20 protein-coding genes are annotated in these 25,606 nt (G+C 59.4%); 15 read left to right on the forward strand and 5 right to left on the reverse strand.

Translation table 11 applies throughout. From position 1 onward, the window contains the following. Positions 1-109: 109 nt before the first annotated feature. The gene (locus tag ACIX8_RS06525) at positions 110-2,257 is read left to right on the forward strand and encodes a TolC family protein (RefSeq protein WP_223295475.1); all 2,148 of its coding nucleotides are present in this window, start codon (positions 110-112) and stop codon (positions 2,255-2,257) included. A gap of 500 nt (positions 2,258-2,757) precedes the next feature. Continuing rightward, complete coding sequence (locus ACIX8_RS06530) at positions 2,758-4,872, forward strand: thioredoxin domain-containing protein (RefSeq protein ID WP_014264543.1); 2,115 nt, start codon at positions 2,758-2,760, stop codon at positions 4,870-4,872. Between the two features lie 76 nt (positions 4,873-4,948). Here the strand turns inward: ACIX8_RS06530 and ACIX8_RS06535 are convergent, their stop codons facing one another. Next, positions 4,949-5,848: a mechanosensitive ion channel family protein gene (locus tag ACIX8_RS06535; protein ID WP_014264544.1), complete on the reverse strand. Its 900-nt coding sequence runs from the start codon at positions 5,846-5,848 to the stop codon at positions 4,949-4,951. A gap of 262 nt (positions 5,849-6,110) precedes the next feature. Between ACIX8_RS06535 and ACIX8_RS06540 the strand changes: the two genes are divergently transcribed. From ACIX8_RS06540 to ACIX8_RS06550, 3 genes are all read left to right on the forward strand, one after another. Beyond that, a complete protein-coding gene (locus ACIX8_RS06540; RefSeq protein WP_014264545.1) occupies positions 6,111-8,282 on the forward strand; it encodes an alpha-ketoacid dehydrogenase subunit alpha/beta in 2,172 nt (723 codons plus the stop codon). 297 nt (positions 8,283-8,579) lie between these two features. Further along, entirely contained in the window at positions 8,580-10,820 is a 2,241-nt protein-coding gene (locus tag ACIX8_RS06545; protein ID WP_014264546.1) for a DUF1800 domain-containing protein, read from the forward strand. Between the two features lie 163 nt (positions 10,821-10,983). Beyond that, positions 10,984-12,303 carry a DUF1501 domain-containing protein gene (locus ACIX8_RS06550; RefSeq protein ID WP_014264547.1) on the forward strand — a complete coding sequence of 440 codons (1,320 nt, stop codon included), beginning with the start codon at positions 10,984-10,986 and terminating at the stop codon, positions 12,301-12,303. A 393-nt stretch (positions 12,304-12,696) separates the two neighbouring features. Here ACIX8_RS06550 and ACIX8_RS06555 read toward each other — a convergent pair whose 3' ends face one another. Continuing rightward, positions 12,697-13,593, reverse strand: a complete 897-nt coding sequence (locus tag ACIX8_RS06555; RefSeq protein ID WP_014264548.1) for an alpha/beta hydrolase — start codon at positions 13,591-13,593, stop codon at positions 12,697-12,699. Between the two features lie 76 nt (positions 13,594-13,669). On the opposite strand from ACIX8_RS06555, the gene ACIX8_RS06560 reads away from it, so the two are divergent. After that, a complete protein-coding gene (locus tag ACIX8_RS06560; RefSeq protein WP_014264549.1) occupies positions 13,670-14,002 on the forward strand; it encodes a Rieske (2Fe-2S) protein in 333 nt (110 codons plus the stop codon). 54 nt (positions 14,003-14,056) lie between these two features. On the opposite strand, the gene ACIX8_RS25860 is transcribed toward ACIX8_RS06560, so the two are convergent. Then, entirely contained in the window at positions 14,057-14,239 is a 183-nt protein-coding gene (locus ACIX8_RS25860; protein WP_044176286.1) for a hypothetical protein, read from the reverse strand. A gap of 113 nt (positions 14,240-14,352) precedes the next feature. Between ACIX8_RS25860 and carA the strand changes: the two genes are divergently transcribed. The 9 genes from carA to ACIX8_RS06610 all read left to right on the forward strand — a co-directional run bounded on the left by carA (position 14,353) and on the right by ACIX8_RS06610 (position 23,633). Continuing rightward, positions 14,353-15,489 (forward strand): glutamine-hydrolyzing carbamoyl-phosphate synthase small subunit, encoded by a 1,137-nt coding sequence (gene carA, locus ACIX8_RS06570; protein WP_014264550.1) that lies wholly within the window; start codon positions 14,353-14,355, stop codon positions 15,487-15,489. Beyond that, positions 15,489-15,743 (forward strand): CopG family transcriptional regulator, encoded by a 255-nt coding sequence (locus ACIX8_RS06575; RefSeq protein ID WP_014264551.1) that lies wholly within the window; start codon positions 15,489-15,491, stop codon positions 15,741-15,743. The genes carA and ACIX8_RS06575 overlap by 1 nt, the downstream gene beginning before the upstream one ends. Then, entirely contained in the window at positions 15,694-15,963 is a 270-nt protein-coding gene (locus tag ACIX8_RS06580; protein ID WP_014264552.1) for a type II toxin-antitoxin system RelE family toxin, read from the forward strand. Before ACIX8_RS06575 ends, ACIX8_RS06580 begins: the two co-directional genes overlap by 50 nt. Beyond that, positions 15,964-19,248 carry a carbamoyl-phosphate synthase large subunit gene (gene carB / locus ACIX8_RS06585; RefSeq protein ID WP_014264553.1) on the forward strand — a complete coding sequence of 1,095 codons (3,285 nt, stop codon included), beginning with the start codon at positions 15,964-15,966 and terminating at the stop codon, positions 19,246-19,248. Positions 19,249-19,256: 8 nt separating this feature from the next. Beyond that, on the forward strand, positions 19,257-20,318 hold the full coding sequence (locus ACIX8_RS06590; protein WP_014264554.1) for a dihydrodipicolinate synthase family protein: 1,062 nt from the start codon (positions 19,257-19,259) through the stop codon (positions 20,316-20,318). 117 nt (positions 20,319-20,435) lie between these two features. Further along, positions 20,436-21,065, forward strand: a complete 630-nt coding sequence (locus ACIX8_RS06595) for an FMN-binding negative transcriptional regulator (protein ID WP_014264555.1) — start codon at positions 20,436-20,438, stop codon at positions 21,063-21,065. A 209-nt stretch (positions 21,066-21,274) separates the two neighbouring features. Beyond that, entirely contained in the window at positions 21,275-22,402 is a 1,128-nt protein-coding gene (locus tag ACIX8_RS06600) for a TIGR03435 family protein (RefSeq protein WP_014264556.1), read from the forward strand. Between the two features lie 71 nt (positions 22,403-22,473). Beyond that, positions 22,474-22,779: a PadR family transcriptional regulator gene (locus tag ACIX8_RS06605; RefSeq protein ID WP_014264557.1), complete on the forward strand. Its 306-nt coding sequence runs from the start codon at positions 22,474-22,476 to the stop codon at positions 22,777-22,779. Continuing rightward, complete coding sequence (locus ACIX8_RS06610) at positions 22,776-23,633, forward strand: hypothetical protein (protein WP_014264558.1); 858 nt, start codon at positions 22,776-22,778, stop codon at positions 23,631-23,633. Before ACIX8_RS06605 ends, ACIX8_RS06610 begins: the two co-directional genes overlap by 4 nt. A 130-nt stretch (positions 23,634-23,763) precedes the next feature. Here ACIX8_RS06610 and ACIX8_RS06615 read toward each other — a convergent pair whose 3' ends face one another. Then, complete coding sequence (locus tag ACIX8_RS06615; protein ID WP_014264559.1) at positions 23,764-24,732, reverse strand: tetratricopeptide repeat protein; 969 nt, start codon at positions 24,730-24,732, stop codon at positions 23,764-23,766. Between the two features lie 92 nt (positions 24,733-24,824). Next, positions 24,825-25,595: an OmpA family protein gene (locus ACIX8_RS06620; RefSeq protein ID WP_014264560.1), complete on the reverse strand. Its 771-nt coding sequence runs from the start codon at positions 25,593-25,595 to the stop codon at positions 24,825-24,827. Positions 25,596-25,606 lie beyond the last annotated feature (11 nt).

Below are 25,606 nucleotides of genomic sequence, written 5' to 3' on the forward strand. Positions count from 1 at the left end.
TACAGACCTTGTGGGGCTGGAACCAGGCGGTTCCCGCTACCGTATCTACATCTACGGCATCGTCTGGGTCATTGAGTCACTAGAGAACCAAGTGTTGGAGAATCGGACCGTGAAATTAAGGCATTTGCAGGCGACAGCGTGTGTCGCGATGACTTTGGTTAGCGTACTGCCGCAGGGGGTAGCGCAGCAGGCGACGTCGACAGTATCCAACCAGACCCAAGTCAGTCCGACGGCTCCTGCCCCTACGCGAGCGGTGCAGAACGACACCACGGGTAATCCTGGATTGCCGCAAGCCCCTGCTCCAAGGGCGACGGAGCCTCTCTACCTGCGCCCGACCTTTACGAATTACAGCAAGGGCAAGCCATTCTTCCCCAATCCTTTCAAGGATTACACGTCGACGACCTACGAGGCGCCCCGGCTCGGCAATACGTCGAAGCTGGATGACCTGCTGCATAACGGCAAGATCTACCTGAGCCTGAGCGATGCCGTGACCCTGGCGCTGGAGAACAACTTCGATATCGCTATCGCGCGCATCAACCTGGATATCGCGGACACGGACCTGCTGCGCGCCAGGGCGGGTTCCTCCCTGCGCGGTGTTTCGACCGGTCTGGTAGCCAACACGCTGGGCGGAACGACGACCACCATCACCGGTGGCGGTGGACCGGGCGGCACGTCGAGCGGTTCGGGCGGCGGCGGCGCGGGCGCGAACGGAATCGTGCTCAGCACCAACGGCAGCGGCCCGACGCCCGAGGCGCTGGACCCTACCCTTACGGGATCGCTCGAATATGAATCGGCAGATACGGCGCAATCGAGCCCACTACTCGCCGGAGCTGCCTCGCTGAATTCGAATACGGCGACCTACAACTTCGGCTATGCCCAGGGATTTCTGACCGGCACCCAGGTGCAGGCGACCTTCAATAACAACCGGGTTACGACCAACGGCACGTTCAGCAGCTACAGTCCACAGCTCCAGACAATCTTTCAGGTAAAGGCGACGCAACACCTGTTGCAGGGCTTCGGGACGGGCATCAATGGCCGCTTTATCCTCCAGGCCAAGAACGATCGGCGGATTACGGATTCCGCGTTCCGGCAGCAACTGCTCTACACGGTCAACCAGGTGGAGAACATCTACTGGGGCCTGGTGAGCGCGTATGAAGATGAGCAGGCCAAGGAGCGTGCGCTCACGCAGTCCACGCAACTGGCCTCGGACAACCGGAAGCAGCTTCAGATCGGTACGCTGGCTCCGTTGGATGTTGTGAACTCCGATAGCTCGGTAGCCAGCGACAAGCAGGCGCTGATTGCCGCCCAGACGAATCTCGAATACCAGCAACTCATCATGAAGCAGGCGATTGCCCGCAACCTGAACGACCCGCAACTGTCGACTGCGCCGGTGATTCCCACCGACCGCGTCGGGCTGGATCGTCTGCCGGAAGAAGATATGCCTGTAGAGGACCTGGTCCGCCAGGCTTATGTGAACAATCCGCAGATCGAGCAGGCGGTGTTGAACATGAAGAACAACGCGATCACCATCAAGGCGGAGAAGAACGGCCTGCTGCCTGTGGTCGATGCGTACGCCTTCTATGGGGGCAGCGCGCTGGGAGGATCTCAGAATCCGGCTGAGGTCTGTGGTTTTAGCCTTGATCCGAACTCACCGGCGCAGACTTGCGCCGCCCTGGGCGAGGGCGTTCCAACGGTTGGTTACGGCTCGGTCCTGGGGCACACGTTCAACAACAGCTCGCCGGACCGGGGTGTTGGCCTGAGCATCTCGATCCCGCTCCGGAACCGTACGGCGCAGGCGGACCAGGCGCGGTCGCAGATGGAGTATCGCCAGTCGCAGATGCGTTTGCAGCAGCTCTATACGCAGATCCGGATCCAGATCATCAATGGACAGTACGCTCTGACCAACGATCGGGCGCAGGTATCGGCGGCGCAGGCGTCGCGCGACTATGCGGCGCAGAGCTACGAGGCCGAGCAGAAGAAGTACAAGCTTGGCGCTTCGACGACCGCCAACGTGTTGCAGCAGGGAAGAAGCCTGGCGACCGCGGAGAACACGCTGATCTCTTCGACGGGGGCGTATGCGAAGGACCGCGCGGCTTTGCTACAGTTGCTTTCGAGCACGCTGGACCGTTACGGCATCAGCATCGAGGCTGCGGCCTCCGGCACGATTGCCATGGCTCCGATCATTCCAGGGCTGACCGCGCCGAAGGCTCCGGAGACTCCGAAGCCGCTCAACGCCACACCTCCGCCCGTGCAGTAGGTAGGGCAGGAAAACAGCTCCAGGTAGCCCCATTCAATTGCAGGGAAGAAGCAGAGGGCTGTAAGACCGACTTATCTCGTGTGTAGATACTGAGATAAGTCGGTCTTACAGTCCTCTGCTTTCCTGTTGATCCGATACCTGGGGCTACGCTTGCAGCGAGCTAAAAACCGCTCGCTGCAGCGCTCCACCCCAGGCTGGGATGAAACGGGCCCTTGGCCCTAAAGATTAGGGCTCTCTTGTTATCGTGGCTTTCCGCAGTCTGTTAGCGTGGAGAGGTTCTTGCCGAGCGAGCATTCCCTCTGTGGCTAAAGCCACACCAGCAGCAGTACAGGGACGGCGGGACTGAAGTCCCGCCCCTTCAAAGCAAAGGCCATCGCGAACTAAAGACTCAGCACACTGGAAAGGGCCGCAAGCGAATATTGCTTGCGGCCCTTTTCTCGTTCGCGCATCTGATCGATTCAGAGTCTGCGGTATCGTCGAAAGAGAACTGGAGTTTTGCAATGAGCACTGAACATGAGAACTCGCTGGGCCGCGCTGCCTCGGCTTATTTGCGCTCGGCGCGTCATCAACCGATCGACTGGCACGAGTGGGGCACAGAGGCCTTCGCCAAGGCGGAGCGCGAGAACAAGCCAGTGCTGCTGGATATCGGCGCGGTGTGGTGCCACTGGTGCCATGTGATGGACCGCGAGAGCTATGAGAACGCCGCGACTGCCGAGGTCATCAATGAGCACTTCATCGCCGTAAAGGTGGATCGCGACGAACGTCCCGATGTGGACACGCGTTATCAGGCGGCGATCTCTACCATCAGTGGGCAGGGCGGGTGGCCGCTGACTGCTTTTCTTACTCCTGAGGGCAAGCCGTACTTTGGTGGAACGTATTTTCCACCTGACGACCGCTATGGCCGTCCGAGTTTTCAGCGCGTGCTGCTTACGATGGCGGATGTGTTTCAGAATCGCCGCGATGAAGTCGAGGAGTCGGCCGGTGGTGTGATGCTGGCCATCGAGGAGAATGAGAGCTTCTCCGTACCTGCGGGGAATCCGGGAGCGCCGCTGCTGGACAAGCTCGTCGCTTTGACGGTCTCGCAGTTCGATCAGAAGAATGGCGGTTTTGGATCGCAGCCGAAGTTTCCGAACTCGGGTGCGATCGATCTTTTGATCGATGCGGCTTCGCGTGGTGGAGAGTTGGCGGAGCAGGCCCGCCATGTGGCAACGGTAACGCTTCAGAAGATGGCTGCTGGCGGGATTCACGATCAGCTCGCGGGTGGGTTCCATCGCTACTCGGTGGATGAGCGCTGGATCGTGCCGCACTTCGAGAAGATGGCCTACGACAACAGCGAGCTGTTGAAGAACTACGTGCATGCCTTCCAGAGCTTTGGCGAGCCGGAGTTTGCGCGGGTTGCCAAAGATATTCTGCGCTGGATGGATGAGTGGTTGAGCGACCGCGAGCAGGGAGGCTTCTACGCCTCGCAGGATGCCGACGATTCATTGGACGATGACGGTGACTACTTCACCTGGACTCGCGCCGAGGCGAAGGCCGTGCTGACGGCGGAGGAGTTCGCGGTCGCGGAGCTGTACTTCAATCTGCGCGATGTTGGGGATATGCACCACAATCCCCAGAAGAACGTTCTGCATCTGGGGGAGCCTGTTGAAGCCATTGCGCGCAAGTTGAATCGCGCGCTGGATGAGGTGAACGAGACGCTTGCCGCGGCGACAGGAAAGCTCTATGCCGCACGGCTTCAGCGCAAGACGCCGTACGTCGACAAGACGATCTACACGGGTTGGAACGGCATGTGTCTTGCGGCTTACTTCGAAGCTGCGCGTGTGCTCGATCTGCCCGAGGTGCGCTCGTTTGCGTTACGTTCGCTGGACCGAGTGCTGAATGTTGCGTGGGACCCTGTCGAGGGACTGGCGCATGTGGTTGCCTATGGCGAAGGCGGATCGGCGGCGCGGGTTGCGGGGGTACTTGAGGACTATGGTTTTCTCGCGAATGCCGTGCTCGATGCCTGGGAGTCTACGGGCGAACTGCGCTACTTTACGGCTGCCCAGGCGATAGCGGATGTGATGCTGGTGCGGTTTTACGATGCGGCCGGTGGTGGCTTCTTCGATACCGAACGGATGGAAGGTGCCCCCCAGCCCATCGGGGCTTTGAGCACTCGGCGCAAGCCGCTGCAAGATGCGCCGACACCGGCAGGGAACTCTGTGGCCGTGACATTGCTACTGAGGCTGGCTGCTCTGACGAATCACAGCGATTACGGCGAGCGTGCGCAGGAGACGCTGGAGGCCTTCGCCGGAGTCGTTGAGCATTTCGGCTTGTATGCCGCCAGCTATGGGCTTGCGCTGCGCCGGGCCGTTGAGTCTTCGGTGCAGATTTGTGTTGTTGGGGACGATGCCAGGGCGCGTGAGCTTGAGGCTGCGGCGGTCGCAGGGTTTGCGGTGAATAAAAGCGTGATTCGCCTGGATCGCTCGCGGTTCCACGAGCTTCCCGCGGCGCTGGCCGAGACACTGCCGAATCTGCCGCAGGTGGAGGGTAGTTTTGCGGTCGTCTGCAAGGGCAATACGTGTTTGCCGCCGATACAGAGTGTTGAGGAGCTTAGGAATACAACGACTAGAGTTTGATTCTTTGTGTGGTGAGTCGTTGGTTCGTCGAAGAATTAGGCCATCTTTCTTCGACGACCTAAGACCTCAGGAATAGCTATGCCGCTGCTGGCGGTGCTGTCGGATCGGCTTTCTGGAATACCAGTGTGCTGCTGGCTGTGCCGAAGGGAATGTTCTCTTTGTCGAAGGCGATGAGTACCCTGCGGCGTAGTTCGCGCAGCACGCCATCGCGCTGGTTGGCGCGGACGCGCAGGTTGATGGGGTAGAGGACTTCGTGGCCATTGATCTTGTCCACGCCCAGGATCTGCGGATCGGCGATGATGACGTCGTGGAACGCCTCATCGGCCTTGAGGTCGGTAGCCAGTTTTGTCAGCAGCGCCATCACCCGGTCGGGGTTTACCTGCGTATCGACGCTGACCGTCAGCGTTGCGACGGAGAAGTCGCGTGACAGGTTGGAGACGGTTGCGATCTGGCTGTTCGGAACGATGTACAGGGTGCCGTCGCCATCGCGCAGCGTGGTGCAGCGCAAGGTCAGGCTTTCGACCGTGCCCTGCAGGCCTGCAACCTTTACGACGTCGCCGATGTTGTACTGATCTTCGATCAGGATGAAGACGCCGGTGAGCATGTCCTTGAAGATGGACTGTGCGCCAAAGCTGATGCCCAGGCCGATGACGCCGGCTGAGGCGATGAAGGGGGCGAGCGAGAAACCGATCGCGTCCAGGGTCTGAATAAAGATATAGAAGCCCAGCAGGCTGTAGGCGGTCGCGCGAATAATCCCGGCGGCGGTGCGCAGTTGCGCTGCCCTTTGCGAGTTTCCTACCAGGCGGTCCGCGTGTTTGCGCATGCGCTTCACGAAGAAGGAGACGACCTGCTGGAAACATAACGCGATGATCAGGGCAAGCAGGATCTTGGGCACGCCGCGCTGGAGAAAGCTCAGGAGGTCGGTGTGCCAGCCGTCTTCCAGTGTCCGAAACGGTAGAAATTTAGAAAGGGGCATGTTCAATCTCGCTCAGGGGTCTCGTGAAGAGGATACGGGAACATTGGGATCGTTAGATAGATGCAAAACAGATGCACAACGCCTTGAATGCAATGCTTTTCGTTTGTGTCCCCCAGGAACGGGTTTCGAGGGAGAACCGGAGGCCGGATATTTGAAGCGACCCAGCCGAAGAACGCACTAGCCAACGCTTTCCACGGCGTGATACGAGTAGAATCTTGCAAGAATAGGAGCGGGGGAGACACGGGCTTTGATACAGAAAAATATGTCCAACAGTAAGGCCACGGTATCGTCGGCAGGTGAGCCTGTCGCCGCAGGTCTTTCCGCCGCGCAGTTGATTGAGTTCTACCGGCTCATGTACCTCTCGCGGCGCACGGACGACCGTGAGATCCTGCTCAAACGGCAGCAGAAGATCTTTTTTCAGATCTCCTGCGCCGGGCATGAGGCCCTGCTGGTCGCTGCCGGCCTGGCTATGAAGCCGGGCTATGACTGGTTCTTTCCGTACTATCGCGACCGTGCCCTCTGCCTTGCGCTGGGCAATACGGTTGAGGATCAACTGCTGCAGGCCGTCGGCGCAGCGGACGATCCCGCCAGCGGCGGACGCCAGATGCCTTCGCATTGGACGAGCCGGCAGCTGAATATTGTTTCGCCTTCCTCTTCGACTGCGACGCAGTGCCTGCACGCTATCGGCTGCGCCGAGGCTGGGCGCTACTTCACGCAACATCCCGAGGCTGCGAAGAAGGCAGATGGGGATTATCGCGAGTTCAAGGATGTGAAGTTCCACGCCGACGAGGTTGTGTATGTATCGATCGGCGAGGGCTCGACGAGCCAGGGCGAGTTCTGGGAGTCGTTGAATACGGCCTCCAACAGCAAGCTGCCTGTGCTGTATGTCGTCGAGGACAATGGATACGCGATCTCTACCCCGGTCGAGGCGAACACTCCCGGCGGCAATATCTCGCGGCTGATCTCAAATTTTCCGAATTTTCACTTTGCTGAAGTGGACGGCACCGATGCCGTCGCGAGCTACCAGGCGATGGTCGAAGCGGTGGCGTACTGCCGGTCGGGCAAGGGGCCTGCGCTGGTGCATGGGCATGTCGTGCGGCCGTACTCGCACTCGCTGAGCGACGACGAGCGGCAATATCGCAGTGAAGAAGAGTTGCAGGCCGACGCGCTACGCGATCCGATTTCGCGGATGCAGATGTGGCTGTTACGCGAGGGCATCCTCGATGCGCAGGGAATCAATGAACTGGAGCGCAAGGTAGACGAAGAGGTGCAGCATGCCTCCGACCGCGCGCTTGCGGCGGTGCTTCCGCAGCCGGATACGATCCTGCGGCATGTGTACTCGGAAGATTTTGATCCGACGACTGAGAGCCTTGAGCGTGGAGCAGAGCCGACAGCCGATTCCAACGAACGCACGATGCTCGACCTCATCAACGCCTGCCTGCAGGACGAGATGCGCCGCGATGAGCGCATCGTCATCTTCGGCGAGGACGTTGCCGATGCGACGCGCGACAAGGAGCTGCGCGCCGGAAAACTGAAGGGCAAGGGCGGCGTCTTCAAGGTGACGGCGGGACTGCAGAAAGAGTTCGGCAACGACCGTGCGTGGAACTCTCCGCTGGCCGAGGCCAACATTACCGGTCGCGCGATCGGCATGGCGGTGCGCGGAATGAAGCCGGTGGTCGAGATTCAGTTCTTCGACTACATCTGGCCGGCGATGCACCAGATGCGCAATGAGCTTTCCGTGATGCGCTGGCGCTCGAACGGGCAGTTCTCCTGCCCGCTGGTGATGCGTGTTCCGATTGGCGGCTATCTCACGGGTGGATCGATTTATCACTCGCAGTCGGGTGAGAGCATCTTTACGCATACTCCGGGTGTGCGGGTGATCATGCCGTCGAATGCGCTCGATGCGATCGGGTTGCTGCGCACGGCGATTCGCTGCGACGACCCTGTGCTGTTCCTCGAGCATAAGCGTCTGTATCGCGAGACCTTTGGGCGGTCGGCGTATCCGGGACCGAACTATACGATTCCGTTCGGCAAGGCGAAGACTGTGAAGGAAGGCAAGGACCTCACCGTGATTACCTACGGCGCGGTGGTGCCACGGGCTTTGCAGGCTGCCCAGCGGATGCAGCGCGAGAAGGGCGTCGACGTCGAGGTGATCGATCTGCGCAGTCTCAGTCCCTATGACTGGGAGGCGATTGCGACCTCGGTGCGCAAGACCAGCAAGGTGATTGTGGCGCATGAGGACATGCTGAGCTGGGGCTACGGGGCGGAGATCGCCGCGCGGATTGGCGATGAGCTGTTCCACGATCTGGATGCGCCGGTGCGACGGGTGGGATCGATGGATACGTTTGTGGCCTATCAGCCGCTGCTGGAAGATGTGATTCTGCCGCAGCCGGAGCACCTGTTCCAGGCGATGAGCGATCTGGCGGCGTTTTAGGATATCTAGACGGCGAAGATTGCTGGCGTTGTTTTTGCCTTTGCTTTTTTGGTTGTCATTCCCGCAGGGAATCTGTTGTTTGTTCGTACCACCACAGATCTGTCTGTGCATGCGCCTTGCCTGTTCGAGCTGGAAGCGGATTCCCTGCGGGAATGACAACAAGAAAAACAAAGACAAAAGCTACGGCCAAGGTCAGCGCCAGCACGTTGGTCTATTTTTAACATTCCATTCCACAACTGCTGATTTGAGTCGGGGTCTAAGAAGGTGGCATAAGACACATCTCAGGAGAACTTCGTCATGACGACGTCATTGAAGTCTTTGGGTCCTGTAGTAGAAGCGGGTAAGGCCGCTACCGTTGCTGTACTTTGCGTTTTGATGGCTGTGCCGCCGGCGGTTGCCGCGGTGCCGACGACGACTTCGGAGAAGGTTACGCTGCCAGCTTCCGTTCAGAAGACACCGCTCACGCACCAGCAGAAGACTCTTCATGCGCTCAATCGCCTGACCTTCGGTCCGCGGCCCGGGGATGAGCAGGCCGTGAACAAGATGGGCATGGAAGCCTGGTTTCAGCATCAGCTTCATCCTGAGAACATCGACGATTCGGGCTTTGAGGCGCGGCTGGACCAGTTTCCCGCGTTGAAGCTCTCGCAGGAAGAGTTGATGAGCCGCTATCCGATGCCGCAGACCGTGCGCGAGATGGCCCGCAACCATGATCCTCTGCCTGCCGATCCTGTGGAGCATGCGATCTATGCGGACGCCATCGCGTACTACGATACCGTGGCGGGCAAAGGCGACGATAAGGCTGCTGCCAAGACCGGCGAAGTGAAGGCTAATGATGCAGGCGATAGCATGGGCGACGCGATGCAGATGCAGAAAAACGCTCCTGCAAAGATGGATGGCGCTTCGATCGACAACGCAATGACGGCGGACGGTACGGCGCCGAAGACCAAGGCTAACGGCAAGCGCAAGTTCAGCGGCACACCGATGTCCGACGACGAGGTAGAGGCTGTGCTGGCACTCCAGCCGGAGCAGCGTTTTGCAAAGCTCGTTGCGATGTCTCCCGAGGAGATGATCGGTTTCCGTAGGGGCCTTAAGCCGCGCCAGCAAGGTGCGTTGTTGAAGGATCTCTCGCCTGAGCAGCGGGAGGATGTGGCCTCCATGCAGAGGCCGGAGCGCATGGTGATCGCCGAGGCCCTGCAGGAGCGGCTGCTGCGCGATGTTTATTCGGAGCGGCAGTTGCAGGCTGTGATGGTGGACTTCTGGCTGAACCACTTCAGCGTCTATGTGGGGAAGAACCAGATCGAGCCGTACCTTCTGGCTTCTTATGAGCGTGATTCCGTTCTGCCGAATGCGTTGGGCAAGTTCGAGGACCTGCTCGTGGCCAATGCCAAGAGCCCGGCGATGCTGCTGTATTTGGACAATGCCCAGAGTGTCGGGCCGGATTCGAAGGCGGCGGAGCGAAGCAAGAGGATCAGCGAGGTCGCTCCTGACTCGAAGATCGCCAAGGCTGCTGCGAAGGGCCTGAATGAAAACTACGGACGCGAGCTGATGGAGCTGCACACGCTCGGCGTGAACGGCGGCTATACCCAGCAGGACGTGATCGAGGTCGCCAAGTGCTTTACCGGCTGGACGATCGACCGGCCCTATCAGGGCGGCAGCGGCAGCTTTGTCTTTGACGCCAGGCGCCATGAGCCAGGACCGAAGACCGTTCTCGGGCAGATGATCCCTGAAGGGGGCGTGAACGAGGGGCTTCAGGTGTTGCACATTCTGGCTACGAGCCCGGCGACGGCACGATTTGTTTCAACCCAGTTGGCGGTGCGCTTCGTCAGCGATACGCCCTCCCCGGCGCTGGTCAATCGCATGGCTGCGACGTTCCTCAAGACGGATGGCGATATCAAGGCGGTGCTGAGCACGATGTTCCACTCGCCTGAGTTCTGGGCTCCGTCGGTCTATCGCGCAAAGGTGAAGACGCCGATCGAGTTCATGGCTTCGGCGCTGCGGGCCAGCGATGCAAACCTGGTCAATCCGGCGGTGGCGGTACAGGCGATGAATCAGCTGGGGATGCCGATCTACGGGATGCAGACTCCGAACGGCTACTCGTGGAAGGCCGATCACTGGGTCAGCAGTAATGCTCTGGTCTCGCGCATGAACTTTGCGCTGGTGTTGAGCGGCGGCCATGTTCAGGGAGCCCATCCGGATTGGCCGCATCTGCTGGGAGATGCGGAAGAGTCTCCGATGGTCACGGCGCCTGACTCGGCTACGGAGTTGCAGCTGGAATCGTTGTTGCTGGGCCAGCCGGCGACTCCACGGACTCGTGGGACGGTGATGGAGCAGTTTACGAATCCGGATACGCAGCAGACGGCTCAGCAGAACTTTGCGATGAAGGCGAATGCGGCGGATGACATGGGAGCTTCCCTGGTGCGGATTGGCGGCAAGAAGCAGCAGGGCCAGGGGCCGGGGCTGCAGGCTGGCCAGCCGGCGACGCCGCTCGCGACCATGGCGGGATTGTTGTTGGGCTCTCCTGACTTTCAGCGGAGATAATGTCACGTTGGCGCAGAAGATGCATGGGTGTATCGAGATACAGCTGTGTCTGAAATTCACGTAGGGCTCTGCACTTCCAGGCAACTTTCGTCGGGGAGTAGAGTTACTACCAGCAAGGGAAGTTGCGTCAGGGACGGCGCTTCCAGGCAATCGAGGAGTTTTCATGTCGACCAGGACGATCTATACCGATTCAAGCGATTGGGGTTGCGATATGCATGGGCGCGATCTTCCGCGGCGCAACACTGTCACGCGGCGTGGATTCATGCGCGGAGGAGCCCTGGCCCTGGTGGGTACCTCGGTCATTCCGAGCTTTCTCACGCGGTCCATCTATGCGGAGATGACCACCGCTGCCGCCAACAAGAAGAAGCTGGTTGTGATCTTCCAGCGCGGTGCCTGCGATGGTCTGAACGTCGTAGTGCCCCATGCGGAGAAGAACTACTACGCGATGCGCCCCACGATCGCGATCAAGCAGAACGAGGTGATCGACCTCAACGGGTTCTTTGGCCTGCATCCTTCGATGGCGGCGTTCAAGCCTCTCTACGATCAGGGGCATCTGGCGATCGTCCACGCTGCAGGATCGCCGGACACCACGCGGTCGCACTTCGATGCGCAGGACTATATGGAGTCGGGCACGCCGGGCGTCAAGGTGACGCAGGATGGCTGGCTGAACCGTGCGCTCCAGGACGAGAAGCTGGCGGGCAAGCCTTCCGCCTTCCGCGCCGTCGCGCTGGGAACCCAGGTTCCCCGGACCCTGCAGGGCAAGGTTCCGGCCATTGCCGTCGCCAATCTGGCTGACTTCTCGGTCGCGGGCCGTGGGCCGCAGACTTCTCCGATCTCGAATGCCTTCCAGGCGATGTATGACGAGAGCTCGGATGCTGTGCTGCACGGCACGGGCGAGGAGACGTTTGAGGCCGTCAAGATGCTCAAGTCGGCCGATCCGGCCCACTATCAGCCGGCGGCGGGAGTTACCTATCCCAACACGGCGTTTGGCAACAGCCTGAAGCAGGTCGCTCAGTTGCTCAAGGCGAATCTTGGGGTGGAGGCGGCGTTCTCCGACATCGGCGGCTGGGACACGCACCAGAATCAGGGGGGAGCGACCGGTCAGCTCTCCAATCGGCTGAAGGAGTTCTCCGAGACGATTGCGGCCTTCTGGAAGGATATGGGGAACGACTCCGAGAACGTCACGCTGGTTACGATGTCCGAGTTCGGCCGTACGGCCCGGCAGAACGGCACCGGCGGAACCGACCATGGCCACGCGAATGTGATGTTCGTTCTCGGCGGCACGGTAAAGGGCGGCAAGGTCTACGGCAGATGGCCGGGGCTCTCCAATGAGCAGCTCAATGAGGGACGCGATCTCACCGTGACAACTGATTTTCGGAATGTTCTGGGTGAGGCTGCCTATAAAACTCTGGGATCGCGGAATATGGAAGCGGTCTTCCCTGGAGCAAAGGTTAATCCGGCATCTTTCCTTAACTTTGCGTAAGTTGCTTATAGGGAACAGCTTAGATTGTAAAAAGAAGAGCAGGCCGGATGTCTTCGGTCTGCTCTTTTACTTTTCTTGAGGTACTTCGAGAAAATATATGGAAAGTGGAAAACTTTTTCCAAAAACTTACGTCTTATTGGATGTAACACAATGCAACAGCCGGCCCAGCAGTCCCCACGGTTCCCGGCATCCCCTATCCGCACAACCCTCCCCACCCCTCTGTAAGGTCGCCAGAACATCGGCGGCCTTCACGCCTTTTAGACATAAGTAGTAAAAGACAAAAGCTTTAACGCAAAGGTTTCGCAGAGAGCGCGCCAAGGGAGGCTTTGTCTGCCTTGGGACTGTCATCCAACTGCAATCGATTTCACTCCAAGAGTCATCCGATGGCAGGTCCTAGGGTTTCTGGGGTACGTAGGTATCCAGAAAGCGCCGGAGAGAACCGTGAAGGGCTGCTTGGTCCTGACCGGGGGCGAGCTCGACGGTCAGTTTCGGGTTGGCGGCACTCGACAGGTTGGCCGGGATCGGGCCGGTCGTGGAGGAGATTAAGAGTTTGGGGGTAGCGAGGCTGCGCAGACGATCGGCCAGAGGGAAGCGCTCGTGGAAGAGCAGGCTGATGGGGACCATCCTCGAGCGGGAGTCCTGCCGGACGCGGGTTTCGAAGTCGCCGTCGGGGTTCTGGAGAATCAGGGCGGCGATCTCTTTGTGGTCTGTGCAGAGCTTGGCTGCCAGAGAGGCGCCAGCGCCGCTGCCGTAGGCGATAACGGAGCTGTTGGGGATGCCGCGCAGGCCTGTCACGTAGCTCAGGGCCGATTCAGCGTCGCCCTCCATCAAGACTTCCGTGGGGTGTTTGCCGCCGCTCCGGCCAAAGCCGCGGTAGTCGAAGAGCAGGACGTTGAGCTGGGCATCGTGGAGAGTGCGAGCCTCCGGCAGAGCATCGCTCATGGAGCCCTGGCCGCTATGGAGCATGATCACAGTCGGGTAGGAGGGTACGTCGCCGGGAATCCACCAGCCGTCGAGCTGGGGCTGGCCGCTGGCGTCCACGCCGAAGTGGACTTCCGTGAAGGCGAGGTTGAGGTCCTTTGGGGTTTGGGTGATGGCTCGTGAGGGCTGGAGCACGAGTTGCCACTGGCCATAGGAAAAGAGACCGCATACGGTGAGATAGGCGCAGAGTATGGCGAAGGCGATCACCACGCCGAGTGCCTGCAGAATCCATCGCGGATCGACGACTTCAGGGGGGGCGCTGTTGGTGAAATTCGGTCGGATCTGCGGCTTGGGCGGACGGTTCGGCATGGTTCTCCTGATCTTGTCCAGCATCTCATGGGTAAAAGAAAATGAGCGAAGGCTAAAGTAAGCCGGAGGAGAGCGTGTGTCCCACTGGGTTCGGTTGTGCGGGGTGAAGGAGATTCCTGAGCCGGGAAGTGTCATGGAGGCTGAGGCGGAGGGGGTAGCGATCTGCCTGGCCAACGTCGATGGCCGGTTGGCGGCGCTGGATAACTGGTGTCCGCATCGTCGCGGGCCACTTGGTGCGGGCTGGATTGAGGGGGAGGCCGTGGTGTGTCCCTGGCACTCGTGGGCTTTCAATACTGTTACCGGGATTGCGGAGCCGCCGGAGCGGGCCCGGGTGGATGTCATGCCGGTAAAGATTGAAAACGACGATCTCCTGGTGAATTTAGGCGATTCTGACGTGCCGCGACTCTAGCCTGATCCCCAATAGATTTTTAATTCAGAAAACTCTTTTACTCAGCTTTGCTTCTCATAGGATGATGGGCAGCGACGAATTCACATCGATCGCCCTGATTGGAGAATTTTTTAGATGAAGCGTACATTGCTCTCTCTCTTCGCTCTCGTCCTTTTCGCTGGCACCTTCAGCGCAGCCGAAGCGCAGCATCATCGTCACCGTGTTTGCCATTTTCACCACGGCCACCGTGTTTGCCACTGGGCGTAGTTTCGCGTCTCCAACTGTGAAGGCCCGGTCAAAAGCCGGGCCTTTTCGTTTATGCACCCCGGAGACTGATAAAATCGTTTAAATCCACTCTCCGGGGAGAGGCAATGCAAGCAATTCTCGCCCTTGAAGACGGGCGCCTCTTTCGCGGTAAGGCCTTCGGTTCGCAGGTTGAACGCGTTGGCGAGGTAGTCTTCAACACATCACTGACCGGTTACCAGGAGATCTTCACCGATCCTTCCTATGCAGGCCAGATCGTTATTTTGACAAACCCTCACATTGGGAACTATGGCACTTCACCTTCAGATGCAGAGGCTTCCCGCCCCTATATCGAGGGATTGGTCGTGCGTGAGTTCTCTCCGGTGAGCTCAAACTGGCGTTCCACCGAGGTCGCCGACGAGTATCTGGAGCGCAACGGCGTTCCGGTGATCGCAGAGATCGACACGCGAGCCGTGGTGCGCCATCTGCGCGCCAATGGCGTCATGCGTGGAGTGATCTCGACGGCGGTCGAGGATACGGACGCGCTCGTCGCCAAGGCTCGTGCCCACAAGAAGATGGACGGCACCGACCTGGCCAGCGTCGTTTCGACGAAGACCTCCTACACCTGGGACTCGACAGAACCGCGCAATGAGACGGGCGACTTCCTGTTGCCCACGGACTCAGGAGCGGTGGGGCAGATGCACGTGGTCGCTTATGACTTCGGCATCAAGCAGAACATTCTGCGCATGCTCTCGCGCGAGAACTGCCGCGTGACGGTGGTGCCGGCAAAGACCTCCGCCGCCGAGGTGCTGGCGCTGGAGCCGGATGGCATCTTCTTCTCCAACGGCCCCGGCGACCCCGAGCCGCTGGAGTACGCGCAGCAGAACATCCGCGACCTGCAGGGCAAGAAGCCGCTGTTCGGCATCTGCCTGGGGCACCAGTTGTTCGGCCTGGCGCTCGGCGGCAAAACCTACAAGTTGAAGTTCGGGCATCATGGCGGGAACCATCCGATCAAGAACCTCGAGACCGGCAAGGTCGAGATCACGGCGCAGAACCATAACTTCAACGTCGATCCGAAGTCTCTGCCCGATGACGTAGCGGTGACGCACGTCAACCTGAACGACGACACGCTTGCCGGTCTGAAGCACAAGACCGATCCGATGTTCAGCGTGCAGTACCATCCCGAGGCAAGCCCCGGGCCGCATGATTCGCACTATCTGTTCCGGGACTTCCGTAAGATGATGGAAGAGTGGAGGAAACCCTAATGGCGAAGACCAGCATGGAGATCGTGATGAGCGATGACCTGAAACGGCGTCTTTCCGCTGCTGCCGAGAAGACAGGAAAGACCGTGCAGGAGTTTGCCCAGGAAGCACTCTATACCTATGTCGAAGATATTGAAGACGGTGTCGTCTCGGATGTCGCGCTTTCGGAAGAAGGGTTGACGTACATACTTCCTGAAGGAGAGCGAGTTGCAGGCCTGGAACATTCAATATACGAAGCAAGCCGAAAGACAGCTTAAAAGACTTTCCCCAGACGTTGAAACACGAATCCGATCCTTCATGGAAAACCGAGTTGCCAAACTGGAGGCTCCTCAGGTCATCGCGAAGAAGTTGAGTGGTGCCTATGAGGACAGGATTCGTTATCGTGTTGGCGATTACCGTGTGATTTGCCGCATTGAAGACCATCTCCTCCTCATTCTTGTAGTTGAGGTAGCGCACCGCCGTGAGGTATATCGTTAGATGCCACGCAGGAACGACATTGCAAAGATTCTAGTTATCGGCTCCGGGCCGATCGTCATTGGCCAGTCCGCTGAGTTCGATTACTCCGGCACGCAGGCCTGCAAGGCCCTCAAGGCTGAGGGCTACGAGGTGGTGCTGGTGAATTCGAACCCGGCCTCCATCATGACCGATCCCGAACTTGCCGACCGCACCTACATTGAACCGTTGACTCTTAAGTATGTTGAAGAGATCCTGCGCGTCGAAGTCGAGATGATGGCGGGCAAGGAAGGCGTGTTCGCTGTGCTGCCGACCGTCGGCGGACAGACCGCGCTCAATCTTGCGGTCGATCTCGCCGACGCGGGCGTGCTCGAGAAGTATGGCGTCGAGCTCATCGGCGCGAAGCTCGAGGCGATCAAGAAGGCCGAAGACCGTCTGCTCTTCAAAGACGCGATGAACAAGATCGGGCTCGACATGCCGAAGTCGATGCTCATCAATAACCTTCGCGATGGGATTGAGTTCGCCGCGAAGCTGGGCTTTCCGGTGGTCATTCGCCCGAGCTTTACGCTGGGCGGATCGGGCGGCGGCATCGCCTACAACCGCGAAGAGCTGATGGAGATTCTGTCGCGCGGCCTCGACCTTTCGCCGGTGCACGAGTGCCTGCTCGAAGAGTCGGTGCTGGGCTGGAAAGAGTATGAGCTGGAGGTGGTGCGCGATCTCAACGACAACGTCATCATCATCTGCTCGATCGAGAACTTCGATCCGATGGGAGTGCATACCGGTGACTCGATCACGGTTGCTCCCGCGCAGACGTTGACGGACCGCGAATACCAGGTAATGCGTGATGCGGCGATTGCCGTCATTCGCGAGATCGGTGTCGAGACCGGTGGAAGCAACGTGCAGTTCGCGGTGAATCCGCAGAACGGCCGCATGACGGTCATTGAGATGAATCCGCGCGTCTCGCGTTCTTCGGCGCTGGCGTCGAAGGCGACGGGATTCCCCATCGCGAAGATCGCCGCGCGTCTGGCCGTCGGCTACACGCTCGACGAGCTGCAGAACGACATTACGAAGGCCACGCCTGCCTGCTTCGAACCGACGATCGATTATGTCGTCGTGAAGATTCCGAAGTGGCAGTTCGAGAAGTTCCCCGGCGCCGATGAGATCCTTGGGCCGCAGATGAAGTCTGTCGGCGAAGTGATGGCGATTGGCCGCACCTTCAAAGAAGCGCTGATGAAGGCGGTACGCTCGCTCGAGACAGGCAAGAAGGGCAGTGGGGATACGATCGATCCACGCAGATTGCGGCAGCGTCTTGTCACTCCGCATCCTGAGCGCCTGGCGTACCTGCGTTATGCCTTCGATCAGGGCATGAGCGTGCGCGAGGTTGCGCACTTCACCGGCATGGACCCCTGGTTCCTGCACCAGATGAAGACCATTGCGGAAGAGCTGAAGACGGTTGCGGAGAAGGGCATTGCCCTGGATGCGCATGAGCTGCACTCGGCCAAGCGCATGGGACTGTCGGATGAGAGACTGGCTGCGGCGTTTGGGCTCAACGGCAAAGACGCAACGGCGCAGGTGCGGTCGCTACGTGAGAAGCTCGGTGTGCGTCCGGTTTACAAGCTTGTCGATACCTGCGCGGCGGAGTTCGAAAGCTTTACGCCTTATCTCTACTCCTGCTTCGACGAAGAGGATGAGGCTGCGCCCACGGCGAACAAGAAGGTCATCATTCTCGGCTCCGGGCCGAACCGTATCGGGCAGGGCATTGAGTTCGATTACTGCTGCTGCCATGCGGCCTTCGCGCTGCGTGAAGATGGCTACGAGACCATCATGGTCAACTGCAATCCGGAGACGGTTTCGACCGACTACGACACCAGCGATCGCCTCTACTTCGAGCCGTTGACGTTTGAAGATGTGCTCGCGGTGTATGAGCATGAAGCTTCGGCGGGCGCGGAGATCGGGATGATCGTCCAGTTTGGCGGACAGACTCCGTTGAACCTGTCGCTGCCCCTGAAGGCAGCCGGTGTGCCCATTATCGGCACGTCGCCCGAGTCGATCGATCTTGCCGAGGACCGCAAGCGGTTTGGCAAGCTGATTACGGAGCTTGGTATTCCTCAGCCTGAAGGTGCGATGGCGACCAGCGTGGAAGAGGCGCTGGCCGGCGCGCGGCGTGTGGAGTATCCCGTGCTGGTGCGGCCTTCATACGTGCTGGGCGGACGTGCGATGGTGATTGCGTATGACGACGAAGCGGTCGTCCGCTATATGTCGACTGCGATCGAGTACTCGCAGGAGCGGCCGGTGCTGATCGACCACTTCCTCGAAGATGCGCAGGAGGTCGATGTCGACGCGCTGTGCGACGGCAAGGATGTGGTCATCGCCGGGATCATGCAGCACATCGAAGAGGCTGGCGTGCACTCGGGTGATTCCTCATGCGTACTGCCCGCGGTCGATCTCTCGGCTGAGGTGCTCGAGACGATTCGCAGCTATACGCGGCAGCTTGCGCTGGCCTTGAATGTGATCGGTCTCGTGAATCTGCAGTTTGCGATTCAGCGTGGCAAGGTCTTCGTGATCGAAGTGAATCCGCGCGCTTCGCGCACGGTGCCGTATGTTTCAAAGGCGACGGGCATTCAGCTTGCGAAGGTAGCTTCGCGCCTGATGACGGGCCGCAAGCTAAGCGAGTTGCTTCCGGAGCAGCTTGCGAGCGGACGCGATCTAGGCACGGGCAATCACTTCTTCGTGAAGTCGCCGGTGTTTCCGTGGGGCAAGTTCCAGGGCGTCGATCCGGTGCTTGGGCCGGAGATGCGCTCCACCGGCGAGGTCATGGGTGTGGCCGCAACCTTCGGTGAGGCCTTTGCGAAGGCCCAGACCGCGGCTGGCCTGCATCTTCCGCGTGAGGGCACGGTCTTCTTCAGTGTGAACGAGCACGATAAGGAGTCTGTCGCGAGCCTGGCACGCCGCTTCGTTGAGATGGGCTTCCATCTGGTGGCGACGCATGGCACCGCCGAGGTACTTGAGGACAGTGGCCTGCAGGTCGAGCGCGTATACAACGTGAACGAAGGTAGACCGAACGCCGTCGATCTCATCAAGAGCGACCGTATTCAGCTCGTGGTGAATACACCGCGCGGGCAGGAGAGCGTCTTCGATGAGCAGGCGGTTCGCCGTGCCGCGGTGACCGGCCGTGTGCCGACCATTACGACGCTGGCTGCTGCACGGGCTGCGGCGGATGGAATCGAAGCGCTGCAAAAGGGCGAGTATCGTGTTGAGTCGTTGCAGGCATTGCATGCAGCACGCAAGAGTGAAGCGGTTCTGGCGTAGGTTGCGGAATGTCTGGTGAAGCTATGTTGATCGACGGAATTCATATCCCTCTGACGGTGCCGTTCTATCGCGATGGCAACAGCTATCTGCGCAAGCTGGAGCACAACGTTGGCCGCTACTCGCTGACGCCTGCTGCTGGTCTGGTAGCTCTTGGACCGGGCAGCGAGGGGAGTACGCTCTCTGACGTTGAGACGGACGAGGTGCTGCAGGCTGTCGGCCAATCGGCGGCGCGCGAGAAGGTGTTGATCGCAGGGATCGCAAAGGACAGCGTGCGCCGTGCGGTGGCGATGGCGGAGAGCGCGGAACGTGCGAGCTTCGATTCGGTGCTGCTCGCGGCTCCGCACACCTTGCTGCCTGACGCTGAACTGGCGCTCTTCTTCCGCGCCGTTGCGGATGCTTCGCCGCTTCCGGTGCTGCTCTGGAGCCATGCGACGGCGCCGTCCCGGCAACTGCCGATTACGTTGGTCGCTGAGTTGGCAGAGCATGCCAATATCGTTGGACTGTATGATGCGGACCTGTCCGTTGAACGCTATGGTTTGATTGCTACAGCCACGGCTTCAGTGCGCCGGGATGTAACCGTGACTACGATCTTTGCGCCGGTGACGCGCCGGATGGTTGTGCCTGAGAGTGGTGAGGGGCCTGCGACATTCGTGTCCGCCGAATCGCTGGGTGGTGGCGCAGCCCTGGCCGTTGCCACGCCGAAGGCGACGATCAAGACACGCACGAAGACAGTTGGATTCCAGGTGATGGCTGCTGGAGATGCCAGTGAACTGTTGCCTCTGCTGGAGGCAGGTGTTCCGGGAGCGTTGCCGCGGCTGGCTGCGTGTTCTCCGCAGGCTTGCCATGAGGTCTTTGCGGCCTTCAAGGATGGCGATCCCGCGTTGTCCGCCGAGAAGGCGAAGCGGCTTCGCATGGCGGATGAGGTGATGCGGAAGCTTGGTGTCGCCGGGATCAAGTATGGTTGCGATCTGAACGGTTATTTCGGGGGATCGCCCCGGTTGCCGCGTCTGCCGTTGAATATTGAGCAGCGTGAGCTAGTGGAAGTGGCGTTGCGCGAGCTGCGGAACTAACAGCCAGTTCATCGGTGATTTGAAGTTCTGCGGTGGGGCTGGTTTGCGTTCAGCTACGAGCTGCGAGGTTGCGAGCTACGAGTTGAAAGGGTTCTCGTGCTGCGCGTAGGAGGGGCCGTGTACATTCCGAAGGTGAATGAAGAAAAACGGATTCCGGTTATCCATGCGTTGATTCAGGCTCATCCGCTCGCGTCCCTGGTAACGATGAGTTCCTCCGGTCTTTTTGCTTCGCACATTCCGATGGTGCTTGAGGCAGATGGTTCGGAGTTTGGTGTGTTGAAGGGGCATATCTCTCGCGCCAATACGCAGTGGCGCGATCTGACGCCGGACGTCGATGCCCTGGCCATCTTTGCAGGGCCGCAACATTACATCTCGGCTTCCTGGTATCCGGGCAAGCACGAGCATGGCAAAGAAGTGCCTACGTGGAACTATGCCGTCGTTCATGCCTACGGTCCGCTGAGGGTGATTCATGAAGCCGATTGGCTGTTGAAGCACCTGGAGGGGTTGACCGATATTCATGAGGCGTCGTCGGCCGTTCCATGGAAGGTCAGCGATGCGCCGGAGACGTTTATTCAGGCCTTGTTGAATGGGATCGTTGGATTTGAACTGCCGATCCGGCGGCTTGAGGGCAAGTGGAAGGTGAGCCAGAACCGCAATGAGCGCGACCGCTGCGCCGTGGTTGAAGGTCTCGATGCGCTCAACACTCCTGAGAGCCTGGCGATGAAGTCGCTTGTCGAAAAGATTTAGTTTTACCGTGGGCGTACTGTTTCTTGCAGTCAGTCTTGCTGGTGAAGTGCGGGTAAGGGCATCCGGAATTTTGTGGTGGGCTGGTTTGCGTTCAGCTACGAGCTGCGAGGTTGCGAGCTACGAGTTGAAACGGTTTTCTTTTGCCATATTGCTGAAGCGCAGTGTAACTTGTGCAGGTACACACCAGGATTCAAAAGAGGGATTCCAGCATGAGAGTGATTGCGCTTCGACTTGTCGCGGTTTTGCTGTTTGCAATTGGGGTGCTTCAGTCACAGGCCCAAGATCTCTCAGGAAACTGGCAGGGTACTCTGCAGGCGGGTAACGGTCTGCGGATTCTCCTGAAGATATCCAAGGCGGACACTGCTGGATGGAAGGGTGTGATGTACAGCATCGATCAGGGTAGTACCCCTATCAGCATCACCTCCATAACAGTAGACAAGCCGAGCTTTGGTTTTACCGTCAAGCCTCTGGATCTGACTTACGCCGGAACGCTGAATCCCGATGGGACCTCGATCGAGGGTAACTCGACGCAAAACGGCACGCCGCATGTGCTCAACCTCACCCACGTCACTCCGGAAAATACCTGGGCCATTCCCGAGCCACCGAAGTCTATGCCGACGGATGCGAAGCCCAAGTTTGATGTGGTTACAGTGAAGCCGAGCGACCCAAACAAGCCCGGGAAGCTATTTACGATTCGCGGGCGGCAGGTCTTAACGATCAATACCACGGTCAACGATCTCATTACCTTCGGTTATTCTCTGCAGACAAAAGAGATCTTGAACGCTCCTTCATGGATGGACGAAAAGTACGACGTTGACGGCGTGCCGGACGTAGAAGGCCAGCCGAATATTCAGCAGATGCGATTGCTGATACAGGATGCTCTGGTGGCGCGGTTTGGACTGAAGTTCCATACCGAGCAGCGGGAGATGACGGCCTATGCTTTGACCGTGGCCAAGGGCGGACCGAAGCTCACTCTGACTTCCGATCGGCCAAACTCGCCGGGAAATTTCATCTTCGGCGGCCTGGGCAAACTAAGAGTGACCAATTCCACCATGAAAGACTTCTGCCACGGCATGCAGGAGGCGGTGATGGACAAGCCGGTAGTGGATCAGACTGGATTGACCGAGCGGTATGACTTCAACCTGAACTGGACGCCTGACCAATCTCAGTTTGCGTCGTTCGGCGCGCATATCCCTCTACCGAATCCCGATGATCCGAACGCCTTGCCCAGCCTCTTTACCGCGTTGCAGGAACAGGTGGGGCTGAAGATGGATGTGACGAAGGCGAAGGTTGATGTGATGGTGGTCGATCACATCGAAAAGCCTTCCGGGAACTGACGCGCTCTTAGCCGCTACTGTAACTCGGTAGGGAGTAGTGTGCTACATTGTGATAGCATACTACATAGTTCATGAGTACCCCTCGTCTCTCCCATAGCGCGGCTCTCATCCTCAAGACACTCAGCCTCGGCTACTGCTTCGGCTTCGATGTCATGGAGGTCACCGGTCTGCCCAGCGGTACCGTGTATCCGGCACTCCGCCGTCTTGAGCGCGACGAGCTTGTTACCTCCAAGTGGGAAGCAGAAGAAGAAGCCGCGACCAACCAGCGTCCGGCCCGCCGTTACTATGAGGTCACGCGCGAAGGCAAAGCAGCCGCGCTCGCTGCCACTGAGCGATATCCACTCCTCGCCCGCCTTGTTTCGGAGAAGCACTCATGAGCCACTCCCTCCCCTCGCCTCTGCCGCTCTTCGATCGAATCCTCCTGCGCATCCTGGGGAAGGCCGTTCCTGCTGCCGAACGCGAAGAGTGGTTCCACACCTGGCAAGCTGAGCTTTGGCATATTCACCATCGGACTCGTAGCCGTCGTTCCCAGGCCCTGAGTGTCATGGTCGATCTCTCGATTGGTCTCATGCGTGATGCTCTCTGGCTCCGCACCGATAGCTGGAGACGCGCCCTAAGCGGTACAGCCACTCTTTGCCTCTCCTTGCTCTTCGCTCTTTGCCTGCTTTCCGCGCTGGCCTCCCTGGCGCTTAGCGGAGGTTGGCATGCGCTCAGCCTCAATCTAAGCAACCCCTCCAGGCGTTTCCTTATCGAAACGCCTCTTGTAGCCTTTGTCACGTTTGCTACGGCCTCACGCAGACATGTCAAACCCAGTGCAACCGGAAAAACAATGTACTGGATCAAGCGGCAGCTCTTCTTCGCTGCAAAGGCAACGCTTGTTCTGGCGCTCTCCTTTCTGTTGAGCACGGATATTTGCCAGCCCCTTCACGCTCCTCTGCCTATTACGGCAGACCTGGCTCAAGTGCTCATTTCCGCCTGCATCTCGCTGGTTGGCCTGCGCTGGGCCTTCCACGATCAGGGGCAGCGTTGCAACCAGTGTCTCCGCGTGCTTTCCACACCTGCGCGCGTAGGCCGTCCCTCGCATAATCTTCTTGAGTGGAACGGCAACGAGCTGGTCTGCCGGCAAGGCCATGGCATGCTCAGCATTCCAGAGATGGAGACGAGCTGGTGTCGGTCGAGCGAATGGATCACGCAAAATCCCGGGTGGGATCGGGTCGCAGGCGTTAGCTAGAGCTTTGGCAGAAGCAGATTCGCTGCGGGAATGACAACAAGAAAAGCAAAAGAAAAGGCTGAAGGCCAGATCTATTCGTGAATACCACAATAGGTCTAAGCTTCAGCCCTCTTCTTGTATTGCGCTGTTTTTACCGGCGCGGTGTAATCGGCACGCCCATGCCGTTGAGTTTGCTGCGGGCCTGGGAGGCCTCCGGAGACTGGGGGAAGCGCTGGATCAGCGAACGCAGTTCGCGGATACCGGCGTCGTTTTGCTTCATGGCGAGCAGGGCCTCACCCTTGTGTAGGTGGGCCGCCGGAATCTTGGCGTTGTCCGGGTAGCGTTCGAGCAGGTGGTCGTAGCTCTTGACTGCCGCTGTCGGCTTCTGGGTCTTGCTGTTGATCTCGCCGATGTAGAAGTAGGCGTTGCCCGCAAGATTGTCATCCGGATAGGCCTTGATGAGATCGTCGAACTCGGACGAGGCGAGAGCGTACTTGGCTCCCATGTAGTCGCTGTAGGCGGTGCGATACATGTCGGCTACTGGAGGAGCATCAGAGGCTGAGGGCTTGGCGTCGGGTCTTGTGATCGGTGCGGCGGGCTGATCGGCGGGGCCGCCGTTGTCGCTCGGTGCTGTGGGGGGGAGGACGTTGGAAGGCTGGGTCTGGGGCTGGGCTGCTGCCGGTGCGCCGGTTCCCTGGGGCAGGTTGCCCAGGATGGCGTTCGCCGACTGCTGCTGGTTCTGAATGTCGCTCAGCGTCTTTTCCATGCGCGCCATGCGGGCCTTCAGCTCGTCGAGCGTGTCGTTGAGAGATTGAACCTGGCCGGAGAGCTGATCGGACTTTGCGCCCGCTGCCTCCTGCTGGTTTTGCAGGCGCAGCTCCATTCCGTTGACGGCTACAGACATCTTGTTCACGGCGTCGGCGGTCTGCTGGACGAGATCTTTCATGACGCCCATGCGTTCGTCGTTGGATTGCTGCAGCCGCGCGACGGCGTCCTGCAACTGTTGAATCTGCGTCTGCAACTGGATCATGTCCTTGCTCACAGCGTGGGCGGGCAGACTCGAAAGCCCTGCAAAGAGCAGGGCTACAGCAGCGAAGCGTACAGGACGTGAATGGAACATGGGTGCAATCTCCTCAGGCTGAGATGGTCGGGGAACGGCAAACGCCGCGCAGGAGGATGAAGCAAGATCCTGCGCGGCGTCTGTCCCGATCGTTACTTGTCGAGCGTGAACTGGGCGCGGCGGTTCTGCTGCCAGCAGCTCTCGTTCTCTTCGGTGCAGAACTGCTTCTCTTTACCGTAGCTTACGACACGCAGGCGGTTGGCCGAGACACCCGCGCTGACCAGTGCTGTCTTTGCGGCGTTGGCGCGGTTTTCGCCGAGCGTGATGTTGTACTCGGCCGAGCCGCGGTCATCGCAGTAGCCGCCGATCAGAACCTTGATCGCAGGATGTGCGTTGAGGTAGCTGGCGGCGTGCATCACCGAGGACTGGGCGTCAGGGCGCAGATCGAAGCTGTCGTAGTCATAGAACAGATCCTGCACGTTCTGGTGGAAGGCGGCCTCAGAACCCATGTCGCCGTCGGTGTTGTTATCGGCTCCCATGCTGGGGACGACAGGAACACGCACGGTGACTCGCACATTTGCTTCGGTCACGCCGCCGTCACCCTTGGCGATCAGGTGGAAGTTGGTCGAGTTCGAAGGCGAGACGGTCTGGGTGCCGTTGATGGGCAACTGTCCAATGCCGTCGATGGTGACGCTGGTGGCGTTGGTGGTGCGCCAGTTCAATACGACGGACTGGCCGAGATCGATGGACGGCGGATCTGCGGTGAGCGAAGCGGTTGGCGCGGGACCTCCCGAGTTGTCAGGAGCGCCTGCGTTCGCGGGAATGGCGGACGCGTGATCGTGGTGGCAGCCTGTGATGGTGAGGAGCGCGAACGTGGCACCTAGCAGCGTCGCTTTCCAGGTATTTGATTGGCTTGAGATCATGGTCGTCCTCT

It is taken from the genome of Granulicella mallensis MP5ACTX8 (assembly GCF_000178955.2).
Lineage (GTDB): Bacteria > Acidobacteriota > Terriglobia > Terriglobales > Acidobacteriaceae > Granulicella > Granulicella mallensis.